This window comes from Collinsella sp. AM20-15AC, from assembly GCF_003471405.1.
Taxonomy (GTDB): domain Bacteria; phylum Actinomycetota; class Coriobacteriia; order Coriobacteriales; family Coriobacteriaceae; genus Collinsella.
The window spans coordinates 14,624-28,525 of the sequence record NZ_QRJA01000028.1; the positions used below are offsets into that span (position 1 = coordinate 14,624).

The window sequence follows — 13,902 nt, forward strand, 5'->3', positions numbered from 1 at the left end:
CCTAAGGTTAACTTGACTGATGATAGCAAATACAACAAGCGAGATGTCTGCGACTTGCAGGCATCTCGCTTTATCTAAATAACGTGGTTGAGGCTCAACCTTTATGTGCAGGTCTTATCTTATCGATACGTTACGCTCTGTTGGGAGTCCTTGACTACGACGTCGTGAGCTCCGCCTTCGACGATCGAGGTCGAGGAGACCAGGGTCAGGCGTGCCTTTTCCTGGAGCTCGGGGATCGAGAGGGCACCGCAGTTGCACATCGTGGACTTGACCTTGTAGAGCGTGCCGCCCACGCCGTCCTTGAGGGAGCCGGCGTAGGGAACGTAGGAGTCGACGCCCTCGACGAAGCTGAGCTTCGCGGCGCCGCCCAGGTCGTAGCGCTGCCAGTTGCGGGCACGCGCAGAACCCTCGCCCCAGTACTCCTTCATGTACTGACCGTTGACGTTGACGCGCTCGGTCGGGCTCTCGTCGAAGCGGGCGAAGTAGCGGCCCAGCATCATAAAGTCGGCACCCATGGCAAGGGCGAGCGTCATGTGGTAGTCGTAGACGATGCCGCCGTCGGAGCACACGGGCACGTAGACACCGGTCTCCTCGTAGTACTCGTCACGGGCGCGGCAGACATCGATCAGCGCGGTGGCCTGGCCACGGCCGATGCCCTTGGTCTCGCGGGTGATGCAGATAGAACCGCCGCCGATACCGACCTTGATGAAGTCGGCACCGCAGTCGGCCAGGAAGCGGAAGCCCTCGGCGTCGACGACGTTGCCGGCACCGACCTTGACGTCCTCGCCGTAGTTGGCGCGGATCCACTCGATGGTGCGCTTCTGCCACTCGCTGAAGCCCTCGGAAGAGTCGATGCACAGGACATCCGCGCCGGCCTCGATGAGCAGCGGCACGCGCTCGGCATAGTCGCGGGTGTTGATACCGGCGCCGACCATGTAGCGCTTGTCGTTATCGAGCAGCTCGTTGGGGTTGGTCTTGTGGCTGTCGTAGTCCTTGCGGAAGACGATGCCCATAAGGTGATCGTTGTCGTCGACGATCGGCAGGGCGTTGAGCTTGTTGTCCCAAATGACGTCGTTGGCAACCTTGAGGCTGATGTTCTTGTCGCCCACGATGAGCTGCTCACGCGGGGTCATGAACTCGGAGACCTTCTTCTGATGGTCATCGCGGCTGGGGCGATAATCGCGGCTGGTGACGATGCCCAGGAGCTTGCCCTTGGGGGTGCCGTCGTCGGTGACCGGCATAGTGGAGTGACCGGTCTTCTCCTTGAGCTCAATGACCTGCTCCATGGTCATGTCGGGGGTCAGCGTGGAATCGGACTGAACGAAGCCGGCCTTGTGATCCTTGACGGCCTTGACCATAGCGGCCTCGGACTCGGCGCTCTGGGAACCGTAAATGAAGGACAGGCCACCCTCGGTAGCGAGCGCGACACCCATGTCGACGCCCGAGACGGATTGCATGATGGCGGAAACCATGGGGATGTTCAGGGTGATTGCCGGCTTCTCACCGCGCTTAAAGCGGGTTAGCGGCGTCTTGAGAGAGACGTTGTTGGGGATGCACTGCGAGGACGAATAGCCAGGGACCAGCAGATACTCCGAAAACGTGTGGGACTCACCGGGAAAGAACGTAGCCATGTTTCTCCTTTTTCCATGCGACCGGTCGGCTGCAGGCCTCGTAGGACCCAGCCCAACCTTGGGCGCCCAATACTGGGGAAGTATCTTAACGCACTTTGACTGCTACAATGCATGATTTAAGAAGAGCACACGAGGGTTTGACGCAGGCTTTGCGTTTGCCCAGCAAACACTTTAGCGGGGAGACGTGGAGCACATGGAGTACAAGACGACGGCAAAGTTGGTCATTCAAGCGTGCGACAAAGATCTGCCGGGCGTGTTTGGTCACGGCTGCGTCTTGTTGCTGCAGGGTATTGCCCGCGAGCACTCGCTCAACCGCGCCGCCAAAAGCATGGGCATGGCCTATTCCAAGGCTTGGCGCATTGTGAACGAAGCCGAAGGGCAGCTGGGATGCAAACTCATCGAGCGCGACGGCGCCCGCGGATCCACGCTCACGCCTGCCGGCGAGCGCGCCATAGCGGTCTACGAGGAGCTGCAGGCCGACATCAACAACGTCATCGCCTCAAAAGCCGACGACCTCATCGCCAGCATCAATGCAGGGTAGTCCTTTTAGGCGGTTTTTAGCCCACAGCGCCCTCGGGTTGAGGCTCGCGCCACAAAACGGGCCCATCTACTACGTTTAGTTGAATACCCACGACTATACCGGACATTATGAAAATAAAACCGCTGGTAAACCGCTTGGTAATTTTCAAAATAGGCGGGTGTGGTCGAACCCTATTGCTTAAACGTAGTAAATAGGCCGTTTTCGTGACACAGACCCCGATTAGCTACTTGCGAAGGGCGTTATCGAGAGTGGCAGCCACCTGCAGGGGATCGTCGGTACCGGCGAAGAGGCGGATGGTGCTCCCCTGCTTGCCGCGTGGAGCCGAAAGGCGCGTCGTTGCGCCGCCGGCCGGCGATGTACGAAACTCCCCCGGCAAAGCATCGAACAAATCGCCCGCACTGCGCTCAATAAGGTCAAACTCAACTGCCGGACCAAAGCCGTGCTCGAGGATTCCCGTTGCAACCGCATGGTCGGGATGCGAGCTCAGTCCGGGATAGCGCACGGCGTGCACCATCTCATTGGCAGCCAAGTACTCGGCCAGCGCACGTGCGCGGTCGAAATGTGCCTGCATGCGGGCATCGAGCGAGTCCAGCCCGCACTCCAGCACACCGGCCTCATCAGCAGGCAAATCAAGTTTGACCAAGCCACAGCCCTTAAGCAGAGCATGCGCGCACTCGGCAGCGGCATCCACGCGATGGCGCTTGAGCTGCGAGCGCGCGACCGATACGGCAACCAACTTGTGCGGAGCATCGCCCGCGCATACGCGATCAAGTGCCTCGAGCGACAGCACGGCACCCAAGCGCAACGGATCGCACCCAAAGACACCAGCCACGGTGTTATCCACCACGAGCAGCGCATGAGCCTCACGCGCGGCGCGTCCTAGCGTACGCAGATCGGGCACACGCAGACCAAACCCGCCGATGGAGTTGACGAACCACCACAGGTGCGGCCCCTCGGCATCAAACGAAGCATCAAAGCCCTCGGACGTAGCAGCAAACGCCGCAACCGCGGGCTCCCCCACCATAGCCACGTCGCAGCACTCAAAGCCGTGCGCAAACGCATCGGCAAAGTCATTGGCAAACGCAACCAGGCGATCGCCGGGACGTACAATCCCCAACAGAGACAGCGCCGCCGGCACATGCGGCGCTGCAGCAAGACGCGCCTCACGCGCGCCGGCCCTTGCAGCCCAGGCTTCTTCTAGCTGCTGTACATCCACACGGCACCGTCCCTTCATAAGCAAAAACCCACGATGCGGGTGTTCCCCGCATCGTGGGCAACGGCTGCAGTATAGCGCCGATGGGCGACGAAACGCCTAGATGCTGAGCGTGTGATAGGTCACGCTCGCACCCGGAGCGTCAACGATCACGCCATAGGCCTCGGGTGGCCAAAAGCGTCTGCAACGTCGAGCATCTCAAAGTTGGCATCCCAGCAGTCAAAGATACGATGCACCAACACCGCGAGTTCCTCGGCACACAGCAGGGGAAACGGCGCATCTGCCGCACCCTGAAGCGCGACCGACCCGCCCGAGCATGCCTCGAATAGCGGCACCAAAAATGGGTCGGTTAATGCCGGCGATGCGGTATACAGATACGGCACGCGCAGGACTTTGACTTGGATGCCGTCGCGCGATGCATAGTGACGGCACAGGTCGTTGGCCGCGCGGGCGATAATGCCCTTGCCCGTCTGGGCGCCACTGGCGGCCGTGGCGTCGTCGTCACAACCGCCAGTGGCACCCTCTGCGCCCGCGGGCCCCGCAATAAACAGCAGCTGCACATTGCGTCCCATACAGGCACGAAACACCGAGCGCAGCAGTTCGATGTCGCCAAAAGTCTCGGTATACGGGGTAAGGTAGGTAGAAAGGTAGACCACGCGTTCGAACTCATAGGCCTGGTCCAGGTGCTGCAGCAGCTCTTTCCACGAGGCATGGGGCGACGACTCATCGCGGCGCGCGTCCTGCGCGGCTACGACCTTAACGTGGTCCCCGGGGACGCCTTGGCGCAAAAGTCATCGTCAACATATGTGGTGTTGCCAACAACCAGCACTTCCACGGCGTTCCCCCTCCCCAAAAATCTACTTTTGCCATAGTCAAACATGCGTATTGTACGCTGTAAAAGCGAGCCAAGGCGCCTTTAAGGCTGTTTTAAGAACTTTTAAGAGGATGTGAGAGTGGCAACTCATTCGACTTAGATTCATCGAGGAAATGCTATTCACCCTGAAAAGGCACATCGCAATCTACTGACAGCTCTGCAGGAAGAATGGCAGGCGATGCACATTGCTCTCGCACAGAATCATCAGATGAAAGAAACGGCAACTCTTTGGAATGGCTGGCGATAACCTGCGGAACGATTTTGATACCCAAAGCAAGCTCGAACCTAGCGATCGTCTTCAGCGTCATATTGGGCTGAGAATTCAACAGCTTCGAAAGCGACTGAAGGCTCACGCCCATACGCTTTGCCAAATCGCTTTTGCTTAAACCCAGACGCTTCATCTCGCGATGAACAATAAACTCGATATCTAGCGCGTGTTCATAAGCGCGTGTTTCGCTGGTTTCTGTATCGGCGTAAAAATCAGATAAATCTACTTTATTCATTGTGTTCTCCGTTTCGAAAGCCAAGTATAAAAGTCAAGGCTCAGATTCCAGAAGTTGACGTGCTATTCTGGCCGATCATTGTTCGAGCGGTTAATTTCCGCTTAGGGTCTGACAACATTTTCTGGAATTGAGAGTTGTCGGGAGAAGCCGTCAATTCCCAAAACGGTCGACCCTTGAGGTCTCTATATTCGACAAGATCATATCCTTCTGCCAAAGGGCACCTCCCATTTCTAGATGAACTTAACTTATAGGTTAAGTTCATCCATTTAAATACATATAACGAGGTCCAGACAAGATTCCTCTGCCCCAATCGATAAACAAACCAGTCGAGCTTATGCAAAATCCGGAAGTGTGCGGCATATTCTAGACACGTCAACCACACTGGATAGTGGCAACGCTTCTACCTGCGGGTTCTTTTCATGAAAAGGACGATGTGCTCGAGGGTTCCAAAATTTGCCGCATGCTTCCGTCGGGCGTTTCCGGAAGTGCGGTGAAAAACCGAGATCGACAGACCAGACCCCTGTTTTAGCCTTCCGCGACCTGCGGTTTTGTTGCCGAAATTCGGTTTATGCTCGGAGGTTTCCGATTTTTCCCCGCACTTCCGAAAAGCACCCTTAAACCGCGCGTCCCGAAGCGGAAAACCGCCGGATATTTGTTCTCCCCAAATGAGATCCTTGTTTTGCCTGGCCGAATCTTACATCCAAACAAAAAAAGAGGACCGACGCATCAACCCTCTTCAGGTGTCGCCCGAAGGCTTCCAGCGCAATTGATTTAATTCTAATCGATATCACTTGTTTGACCACGATCACGTCAACCAGTAGAAGCCGCCCATGCTCGATCATTCCATTGCCGGGATGGTGCTTGGCTAGTACGTCACACATTGCATACATGAAAAAAGGGCAACACTCTCAATTTGAAAGCGTCACCCTTAAAGCTCCCAAAGAGCTTTTGTATTGCAGGAAGATACTCTACACTATCTTCCCTTGATTGGCGGGTCGAAACAGACACCATTGTGATTTCAAGCAGAAAGCGTTATATTAAGTATGCATTTGCACGTGGTGTTCGCACTATACGCTCAGATGCCATAGTTTACAAAGATGGCCTTCTTCATAGACGCTAGGTGGGATTACTCACTAGTAGCCGATATGTCGAAGGCCTTCTTGTACTTAAGGAAATCATACATTCTAATAAGCCGTTTCAGCTCGCTATTACCGTGGATTATCTTGCGATCGTCCGTGATGAGCGCCCTCAGATATTCAAGCAACTTATTTAGATCGATCTCATCTTCTTCAAGTAGCACAAGCTTTTTAAATGCTTCCTCAAAGCCTTCGTTAGCTATAACAGACTGAACCGAGTGTCTAATTCCCGAATGATGATAGCTGCCTTTTGCCTTTCGTAGGCTGTTGTTTAGAAAAGCATCTAAATCCTTCTTCTCATCTATTTCCTTTAGCATCCTTGGATTAAGAACTTCCCCTGAATACGCGCTTAAATACTTATACATGGGCAAACCACCCGAGTTAGAAGCAAGCAGCGAAGGAAGGTATTCCTCGACGGCAAGCTTAGGAGCAACATGTTCGTCATCAAACACAACATCACGATATAGAAGTTCGGCTTTGACCATATGCCCGTGCCCTAAAGAAGCATTCGCAACACCGATACCCAGCACAAGATGCTGTCCCTCCGGAAGTCTCTCGAGGTCGCTAAAACTCGCTTCAACTACCAGAGAGTCATTCGGATCGCCCTCATCAGCCAAGGCGTAGATGCTCCTGCGAAGCTCACGAATGATCCTGGGCGAGAAGGAGCATTTGGATTGTCCAATTGCTTCATACACTGCACCAAAATCGTTCGTCCTAATCTCGGTCATGCTTATCTCGCCAATACCTGGAAAGGTAAACGAATGAGTTGAGGTTGCGTTTTCTCCCCTAGTAAGGAAGATAAAGCGCTTTCTAAGCAACGCAAGATTGTTAGAACCGAGGCAGCGCGAAATCGACATGAGGATAGCTTGGATATCGGGGTCGTTAAGGGAATAACCGATAAAAATAATTGGGTATTCCATAAAAATAGTTAACAACTTGGCAGCCAAGTAATCCTGTGTTTCGGCGAGTTTTGCGTAATCTGCCTCCTCAAGAACCATAGATTCAGGATTATCCATAGAACCGTGGATCTTATAGATTTCACCCATTTCAAAAGTTCTGTGAAAGACGAGATCGTCTTGGCCAACAAAAACTTTAAACTCGGGAAATAGCGACTCCAGGAGACAGTCATAGTTGGTTGTTATAACTCCAGAGATACGCCGCCTGCCAACCTCTCTCAAGATATCAAGCTCATGCGTCATATATTCAGGTTTGAACGAGGATAACCTCTCGGCCGCCATGATCTTTAAAATAGATTTACGCTGACGAATGTCCTCTACATGATCGTTTCTAAAAGAAGCGAAGCGAGGGTCCTCAAGAACAGCTATGCGCATATCCTTATCAAGCATCGTCGCGGCAGAGGGCAATGCGCTATTGTCAGACTCATCTGGACAACGTGCCAGGTACGAGTCAAGCCGAAAGGGATCATCGGAAAGACGGGAACAGAGGTGCCTTAACAAACCAACCCAATCGTCGGTACCCATGTATCTACGGGAAAAGCCCGAGCCGACGAATAAATATGGGCTACGCCCCACCCCATTTATCAAACGTACAACGCTTTCTACACTGTCATCTCTTCCGACTTCCATCTAGCGCCTCCAAACAAGCTACTTCCATAAGTATAGAACATATGTTTGGATTTTACTAGAATTGCAAGACTTCATCGGAGACAAAGCTGCTCGACAATTGAAAATTCGAACCGCACAGGTGACCCAATATTCAGCAGTGTTCCGACGAGCAAATATTCATTTCGCGCCTCAGGCAATCTAGCGCAGCGGCATCAGTTAGAACGCCATGACTCTCTAGGAGTTCGATAAGTTGAGCGAAAGTCTAAAATTCCATCGCCAAAGTAACTCCTAAAATCAAAGGGCCGTTGCCGATAACAACCAAACAACGACCCTCCTTTGTCATCGCCTCACGTAGAGCCCACGACAACTGCATCACTAACTGGATGTTAACCTAGATGCACAGTAATTGCGCATCCAAAAAAGTTAATCATGTAGCAAATACTCTTCGCGTTGAAACTAATGCGAAGCATTTTCGCGTCCGTGCACGAGAATGCGCAATCAATATGCGGAAAGGCAAAGATGATTCACCTAGCTAACAACCATCCAGTCACTACCGACAGTACTCGAAATCTTCGAGGAATCGCCGATGCACACGATGGTCGCCGAAGCGCCGGGCACATACTTGGCCTCAAGAACGGAAACACCTTGCTCCTTAAGCCTTAAGGTCGTCTCGGTTATCTGGGTTTTATTCACATCATTTTTGCTGACCAGTTTAACGCCATTGCCATCATTTTCATTCAGGCAGGATACAACCGTATTGTAATCGGCCCAATAACATTACTCCCCAGAAAGCCATCCAAGCTCAGTGGCGCATATCGATCCAGTCGCAGAAACCGTCTTTGGAAGCAATCCGTAGCGCTGCCTTTCCTCAAATTCAAGAACATCGCAAAATACGCGATTAGCATTAAGTAATCTCGTTCCACAATAGTCCCCGTAAAACGGCGCAAAATGATTGCGGATAGTCCGCGACAACATACAGTAATCGTAGGTGTAGTAACACTTGAAGATTCGTAGGGCGTCTCCCCCTGCCCCTTCGGCAGAACGGGCGAATTCAACAAGAAACTGGTCCCACATGCGCTCAATATAGGGAATTGCGAGTTTAACGCTATCCATATCAGACAAAGGAGCATCGCTCGTCTGCTGCATTATTCCAGTGGTTTTTGCCAAATGGAAATGAGCTGCCATGCGCTCGATCGTTCGGATAAACTCGGGCCGATTCCCGTCCTCAATCGCCATAATTGCAAAGAAAACACTTCTCAACAGAAGATCACTTGAAAATCGCTGAGGTAAGAGATCGCCATATTCGCGCTCGTATGAGAAGAGCCTGGCCTCACCCGTATCGATTGAAGAGTAACCAAATACGGAGTCCGAAGGAACGACATATGATGGAGCGGCATTTGAGTACACACGGCTAAACTTAATTTGATAACGCTTAAAAAAGGTTGAAATCCAAAAGGTCACAACACCAAATAATGCCAGCTCAAACTCAAAGGCAATACTCGAAGTATCAAGCACATCTAGCCCCTGGCCTCCGAGATAGCCATCGATAACAAAGTGATCGAATGCGACGGACAGCAAAAGAGACATGAACGCCTCGAATGAGAAAGGAAGAGTCCGGTACCGCAATTTACCCCTTGCATGCTTGATTACCCCAAGAAACAACCAATAGAAAAGGGTAGGCATGTATCGCAGCGAAGGACCTGGAACTGAAAACGCATCGCAAATCGCAGCCATAATAAACACCGGGAGCTGGCAACAAATTGTTGGAGCGAGAATTCGGTAGGCAACGTTCAGCCTGCCCGACTCATCGGAGGGATACAGTTCTTCGACGGTGTATTGCCCTCCGATCGCCAAGGGCCCAGCAAAGCGGACAAGCTGAACGCTCGACAAACCGATAAAGACATAAAAGACAATCCAATGAATAGTGACCGATTCCACCTGTAAACAATCTCCTCAGGTCATACGCTTGCGATTAATTGTAGATAGACAGAATTGAACAGGAAGCAACAATATTTGAAACTGTTGTTTTGCGCACCCCGGATCAACCAACATACCCCAGAAAGGTCGCTGATGTTGACTGGGGTTCCCGTAAAACCCCAACAAAAAATGTGCGGAGTGCCGGCCTGAAACTGCCTTCGGACCCTATTGGCTGCACACCGAGAGGCTCCGCTATGAAACGCCCCCTTTACCACCCGCTCTGTGCGACCGCGTGCACGTCCATGGTCAACGCGACGATGCCTATGGCAGCCATTGCAGAGGGGGTTCAGCCTCAGAAGGCCGCCGAGCAGCAGGCGCAAGCCGTGAGGTCGAGCTCAGCGTTGCTTTTGAATGCAGAAAAACGAGTCCGAACGCAGCGGCGTCCGGTCCTCTTGGCAGGTCCCATCTTGGGTTGATGTCCACAAAACTAGCCCTTGCGGTCGGTTAAACAAGTTTCAGCAGCCTTTGATACTCTCCGGGATCACGCATACGCATAATATCCATGTATGTTCTGCTTTTTGCGACCATGATATCGTCGAACTTGGATAGGCCGTGCCCGCTCGCTCTTGTGACAACCATGCGGTCGTCGCAAAAATATGAAAGGAAGGTGTCCTTGCCGGGATGGTGTATCCGTCGGACGTCGAGCACGTTCCGGAAGTCATAGTAAAGTGCGGCGTTGGCGGTTTCCTCAAGTTCAGGCAGTCTGTCGATGCCTTCAAAGCGGCAAGGATAAATTAGCAGCAAGTTTTTCGAATGACTGATTGAGCGAAGAAGTCCTCGGGCCTCACGGTCTTCTTCGCTCAATTGTTTATTACTCTCAGTTTTTAGAAGCTCGTCAAGCTTGGCGAGGCTGTAATCCCTGAGAATTGCATGCAGGCGTAAGCCTCTCTGTTCCTTTACATGACTTCTGCAAAGTTGTTCTAAAGTTATTCCGCGGTCTGAAACTCGCCTTGACGAAGTGAGACTTACGGCGCGCATCATGGATTTTCCGAAGATGAGCTTGAAATCTAACTGATACGCGTCTGATACCGCATCACACTCCCCATTTGCCTCGGATACGGGCGCATGAAACTCCGCACCTCTGGTCAGTTCCTTGAAAGCGTTAGAGTGGTTGATGAGCTCGCGCGTCCATTCCTCGTATGTATATAACGGACGCCCAGAATAGTCTTGCATGAGGTCCTTAACAAACAATTCTGGGGTAATCATTGCGGATTTAAGTCTCTCGGCTCCGGGAACGGCTTCAATAAGCCTCTTATCTATCACTGTGGCCTCCTCTTTGCGGTAGTTTTACGGATGTTGACGGAAGCCGTTCCAGCAGGGTACGCCAAAGTTGGCCGAGCGAGCGGCCCGTCCTGGCTCGGAAGGGTCCGTGCCTTCGCCTAGAATACGCGCACCATGGCGCGTTCAGGCCGCTTTCGGGGTTATCCTGGCCGTTTCCATGGCAACCTCGCGCTACTTCTCGGAGAGGAAGATGGCCGAGTTGCACGACGCGGCGCTGCGAAGGGGAGCATCGTGCTGTCATGACTGGGCCGAGCTGGAAAAGACTGCCGGGAAGATGGTCGAATCCAGCCTTGAGCTTGCCGACAGAGTGGAGTCGGCCTAGGATATCGATAGATTCCGGATCCTGGACACAGGGGCCAAGGAGTCCATTACACCAACTTTCGCGACACTACCGTTCTTGTCATATCATTCTGATGTTCGGCTCGAGTTTCAGAGGCATCGTTCCGCGACCGCGTGAAGGCACATCAATTGTTACCTAGTGATCGGAATTGGCCGATATCGATTTAGTATTTATGGCTATGAATAATCCAGCGCTAAAGCCATCGTTTACCGAGCACTCAAGCGTTTAATCTTCCTATAAATCTTAGCCTCGTCGGGGGCAATCGGATCATTTGGAAACGCCTTTTGGGCTCTCGCTACGTAGGAAAGAAAGTTCCCATAGCGAGAAAATGCAGAAGGGTCAGCACCACCCGAGGGGCATAGCCTTCTTCCCTTAATACCGAGTGGTGAATAATGTTGATATAGAGCGGAGACGCGCTTTTTTGATGCGTGTCTCCCCTCTCCCTCATTAGAACGCGCAATCGCAGTGGCCGCCTCACGGAGACGTTTGTGGTACTTTCCAACCGTAGACTGTCGAAGTCTTACAATGCGCCCGTCAAAGTCAAACCCCAGGAAACTGACTTTCTGCGCCGGATGTGCACCGGAATACGAAAGAACCTCACCCGCGCAAACGCTTTCAAAATCAAGCTGAGCAACTCCGTTGCCATCAACCCGGAACACCTTGGTTTTCTCAGATTGCAGTTTAACGGAATCGACATCGGCCATTAGATTGATTGCCTCTACAAGTGCATCAAAGCCAGATTTTGGAACGGCAATAATAAAGTCATCGCAATAACGAAGATACAAGCCACCAACCCGTTCAACGGCAAGCCTGACCTTCATATCGATATCGGTCATATAGATGTTAGCGAGCACTCCACTTGCAGCAAGACCCTGAGGAATGCCGAGATCAATACCCGTTCGCCGCCACGGCCTGGTGATGACTTTACTTTTGTTTGCAAGAAACTCAGACCTTGGCAAGATAACATCCAGCTTATTAAGTTCACGAATAGACTTGAACCGAAGTTCGATAGCCGCTTCATTGATCATTTTCTCCCGAGTAGGATCGATTACTGGCCATGGAAATTCATGTCGAGCAGCCAAATCAGCAATAGGCCAGCACGAATAGCGAAGGATATTTTTAATAACTTGATAGTGATCGTCCGGCAAGCGTCCACTGGGAAACAACGAACGCAACGACGCTATTAGATGGGCATGATTTAGGTTGTCGAAGAAGCTCTCGAAATCACCCGTAAGCACAAAAGCCGAATCTTGCTCACGCATATAGTCGAATGCCTTTTTAGCTGAGGAAATATTGCTGCCAGCAGTTACGGCGCTGTCTGATGAAAGCGAAGAGCGGTACGCTACGGCAACCTCATTAAACTCTTCGGCAATAGCCTTCTTGTTATATAAGTCCGACCACAGATAAGAGTAGTACTGGAAGACGCGGTGATCGAAATGCGAGGCATAGGCGATATTGCGAACTTTGCAGCTTCGCTTACCTCCACGATACCGAACAGTAATGATCTCGTTGGAAATAAGAGGGTAGAACGCATGATGAGAAACGTACCCTGAATCTAAAATCTTGGCCTGAACTTCGGCAAAAGAGGCCCTATGATCGAAATGGGCATATGAACTTTTGGAACTATATCGAGGAATACGAGCGATATCGAACTCGGCCAAAATACCCCCCAAATAAATCAACCTGTCCGGATCAACAAGCGGCGGCTAACCCTCCCCGGACAGGCTAATCAAAGGCGCAGCAAGTGCAACCAACGCTTTCGCGGCCACCTAAAACAATGCTTGCCTATGGCATACTAGACGAAAGCGAGGAATTGGTACTTATGACCATCGAGGCTCTTATCCAGCTAGCAGCAGGCAACGCTGGTGTCAATGTTGCGAACGTCGGAATTTCGTCGTTTGCGATATTGACGGCAGTAGCGTACCCCATCGCCAGTTCGCGATGGGCAGTTAGCTTTATTCCCCATTCTTGCTTTGCTTAAACAGGTTATAAGAAATCGGCTCATGCAGTTAACAGCGCCTTGATGCACACCCAATTGTCTTGACGGCGGTCGCATCGAAAATGCTGGTGCGCCTCTACGGATACAAGGACTCCTCCATCTAATGCATGCACGCTAATGCATGCACACGGTCCGCGAGACAATATCACCGACAAGACCGTGAAAATCCCGATGTGCATAATCCAGGAGTTTGGATGCACAGACGGGTGGATTGTCATTGTTCAGATTGGTCGCTTCGCGCTCCTCGCCGACGGGCACATCGTTGAGGGCAAAGACATCAGCGCACAGCGAGGCCGAGGACCAACTCCCTCCCCCTCCCCCCAACATTCCCCAGAAAGATCGCTGATGTTGACTGGGGTTCCCGTAAAATAAACCCAACATAATATGTGCGGAGTGCTGGCCTGAAGCTGCCTTCGGACCCTATTGGCTGCTCACCGAGAGGCTCCGCTATGAAACGACCCCTTTACTACCTGCTCTGCGCGATCGCATGCACGTCCATGGTCGGCGCGACGTTGCCTATGCCAGCCATTGCGGAGGCGATTCAGCCTCAAGAAACCGCCGAGCAGCAGGCGCAAGCCGACGCCACGAACAGCGACGCAGGCAAGGCCGAAGACGGCACCGACACAAATGCGACAGCAGATACCGTAGAGGACCGCACCGCAACATCCACCGGCACCAGCGCCGTCAACACGGAAGACGCTGACGGCACCGCTGCCGCAACCGGCACCCCCGCCCCATCCCTCCGAGCCCGTACCACCCCCGCACCCGCCGCAATCTCCGCCACGTCACAAACCACGATCGCGTCGAAAATGTTGGTGTAAGGGTGGCTCCCTAGCGTCCGT

Annotated in this window: 12 protein-coding genes; 3 read left to right on the forward strand and 9 right to left on the reverse strand. The window is 52.5% G+C overall.

Annotated elements, in window-relative coordinates; translation table 11 throughout:
- Positions 1-119: 119 nt before the first annotated feature.
- A complete protein-coding gene (locus tag DW233_RS08640; protein WP_117639292.1) occupies positions 120-1,631 on the reverse strand; it encodes an IMP dehydrogenase in 1,512 nt (503 codons plus the stop codon).
- A gap of 193 nt (positions 1,632-1,824) precedes the next feature.
- On the opposite strand from DW233_RS08640, the gene DW233_RS08645 reads away from it, so the two are divergent.
- Entirely contained in the window at positions 1,825-2,172 is a 348-nt protein-coding gene (locus tag DW233_RS08645; protein WP_118267786.1) for a winged helix-turn-helix domain-containing protein, read from the forward strand.
- Between the two features lie 223 nt (positions 2,173-2,395).
- Here the strand turns inward: DW233_RS08645 and DW233_RS08650 are convergent, their stop codons facing one another.
- The 7 genes from DW233_RS08650 to DW233_RS08680 all read right to left on the reverse strand — a co-directional run bounded on the left by DW233_RS08650 (position 2,396) and on the right by DW233_RS08680 (position 10,703).
- Entirely contained in the window at positions 2,396-3,388 is a 993-nt protein-coding gene (locus tag DW233_RS08650; RefSeq protein ID WP_158567836.1) for a PLP-dependent transferase, read from the reverse strand.
- Positions 3,389-3,534: 146 nt separating this feature from the next.
- The gene (locus DW233_RS08655) at positions 3,535-4,173 is read right to left on the reverse strand and encodes a hypothetical protein (protein WP_118267790.1); all 639 of its coding nucleotides are present in this window, start codon (positions 4,171-4,173) and stop codon (positions 3,535-3,537) included.
- A 202-nt stretch (positions 4,174-4,375) separates the two neighbouring features.
- Positions 4,376-4,762 (reverse strand): helix-turn-helix transcriptional regulator, encoded by a 387-nt coding sequence (locus DW233_RS08660; protein ID WP_118267792.1) that lies wholly within the window; start codon positions 4,760-4,762, stop codon positions 4,376-4,378.
- Between the two features lie 1,126 nt (positions 4,763-5,888).
- Entirely contained in the window at positions 5,889-7,484 is a 1,596-nt protein-coding gene (locus DW233_RS08665) for an SIR2 family protein (protein WP_118267793.1), read from the reverse strand.
- Positions 7,485-7,991: 507 nt separating this feature from the next.
- Entirely contained in the window at positions 7,992-8,156 is a 165-nt protein-coding gene (locus tag DW233_RS10270) for a hypothetical protein (RefSeq protein WP_158567838.1), read from the reverse strand.
- An 84-nt stretch (positions 8,157-8,240) separates the two neighbouring features.
- A complete protein-coding gene (locus DW233_RS08670; protein ID WP_118267795.1) occupies positions 8,241-9,401 on the reverse strand; it encodes a hypothetical protein in 1,161 nt (386 codons plus the stop codon).
- 483 nt (positions 9,402-9,884) lie between these two features.
- Positions 9,885-10,703: a hypothetical protein gene (locus DW233_RS08680; RefSeq protein ID WP_117635105.1), complete on the reverse strand. Its 819-nt coding sequence runs from the start codon at positions 10,701-10,703 to the stop codon at positions 9,885-9,887.
- A gap of 208 nt (positions 10,704-10,911) precedes the next feature.
- Between DW233_RS08680 and DW233_RS10555 the strand changes: the two genes are divergently transcribed.
- On the forward strand, positions 10,912-11,043 hold the full coding sequence (locus DW233_RS10555; protein WP_255413169.1) for a hypothetical protein: 132 nt from the start codon (positions 10,912-10,914) through the stop codon (positions 11,041-11,043).
- Positions 11,044-11,267: 224 nt separating this feature from the next.
- Here DW233_RS10555 and DW233_RS08685 read toward each other — a convergent pair whose 3' ends face one another.
- On the reverse strand, positions 11,268-12,722 hold the full coding sequence (locus DW233_RS08685) for a reverse transcriptase domain-containing protein (RefSeq protein ID WP_118267797.1): 1,455 nt from the start codon (positions 12,720-12,722) through the stop codon (positions 11,268-11,270).
- A gap of 787 nt (positions 12,723-13,509) precedes the next feature.
- Here DW233_RS08685 and DW233_RS10275 point away from each other — a divergent pair.
- Positions 13,510-13,881: a hypothetical protein gene (locus DW233_RS10275; RefSeq protein WP_158567839.1), complete on the forward strand. Its 372-nt coding sequence runs from the start codon at positions 13,510-13,512 to the stop codon at positions 13,879-13,881.
- Positions 13,882-13,902 lie beyond the last annotated feature (21 nt).

Coding starts and splice junctions, on each gene's coding strand:
- DW233_RS08660 (WP_118267792.1), bottom strand. CDS start 4,762: ATGAATAAAGTAGATTTATCTGATTTTTACGCCGATACAGAAACCAGC.
- DW233_RS08640 (WP_117639292.1), bottom strand. CDS start 1,631: ATGGCTACGTTCTTTCCCGGTGAGTCCCACACGTTTTCGGAGTATCTG.
- DW233_RS10555 (WP_255413169.1), top strand. CDS start 10,912: ATGGCCGAGTTGCACGACGCGGCGCTGCGAAGGGGAGCATCGTGCTGT.
- DW233_RS08645 (WP_118267786.1), top strand. CDS start 1,825: ATGGAGTACAAGACGACGGCAAAGTTGGTCATTCAAGCGTGCGACAAA.
- DW233_RS10275 (WP_158567839.1), top strand. CDS start 13,510: ATGAAACGACCCCTTTACTACCTGCTCTGCGCGATCGCATGCACGTCC.
- DW233_RS08665 (WP_118267793.1), bottom strand. CDS start 7,484: ATGGAAGTCGGAAGAGATGACAGTGTAGAAAGCGTTGTACGTTTGATA.